This is a genomic window from Myxococcus llanfairpwllgwyngyllgogerychwyrndrobwllllantysiliogogogochensis, assembly GCF_006636215.1.
GTDB classification, from domain to species: domain Bacteria; phylum Myxococcota; class Myxococcia; order Myxococcales; family Myxococcaceae; genus Myxococcus; species Myxococcus llanfairpwllgwyngyllgogerychwyrndrobwllllantysiliogogogochensis.
In genome coordinates, this window is record NZ_VIFM01000962.1 from 1 (window position 1) to 395 (window position 395).

A 395-nucleotide genomic window follows, 5' to 3' on the forward strand; every position below is an offset into this window, starting at 1 on the left:
GCCTTGCGCTCGAGCGCCATCAGGTATTCCTCGCTCACCAGCGTGCCGGCATCCACGTCGCCGCCGCAGACGATCTCGGCGATCAGCGTGGCGATGTGCTGGTCGTGGTCGCTGATGAAGCCGCCATCGCGCATGTTGACCAGCGAGCCGCGGATCGTGGCGATGCCGCTGCGGCCGGCGACCGGGAACAGCCGCTTGTTCGGCGCACGCCAGCCGCTGGCGGCCATGGCCTTGGCTTCGTTGAGCGCGACGAACAGCACCTCGTCCTTGTGCGGCACGACGATGTCGCTCTCCAGCAGGTAGCCGAGCTTGCGCGATTCGAGCGCGCTCGTGCCCACCTTGGCCATGGCGGCGGCGGTGAAGCCTTCCGTGAGGAAGGGCAGCAGGTCCTTGCC

At 68.4% G+C, this 395-nt stretch carries 1 pseudogene; it reads right to left on the reverse strand.

From position 1 onward, the window contains the following. Positions 1-395 (reverse strand): annotated as a pseudogene (locus FJV41_RS57630) (hypothetical protein); the annotation flags it as partial.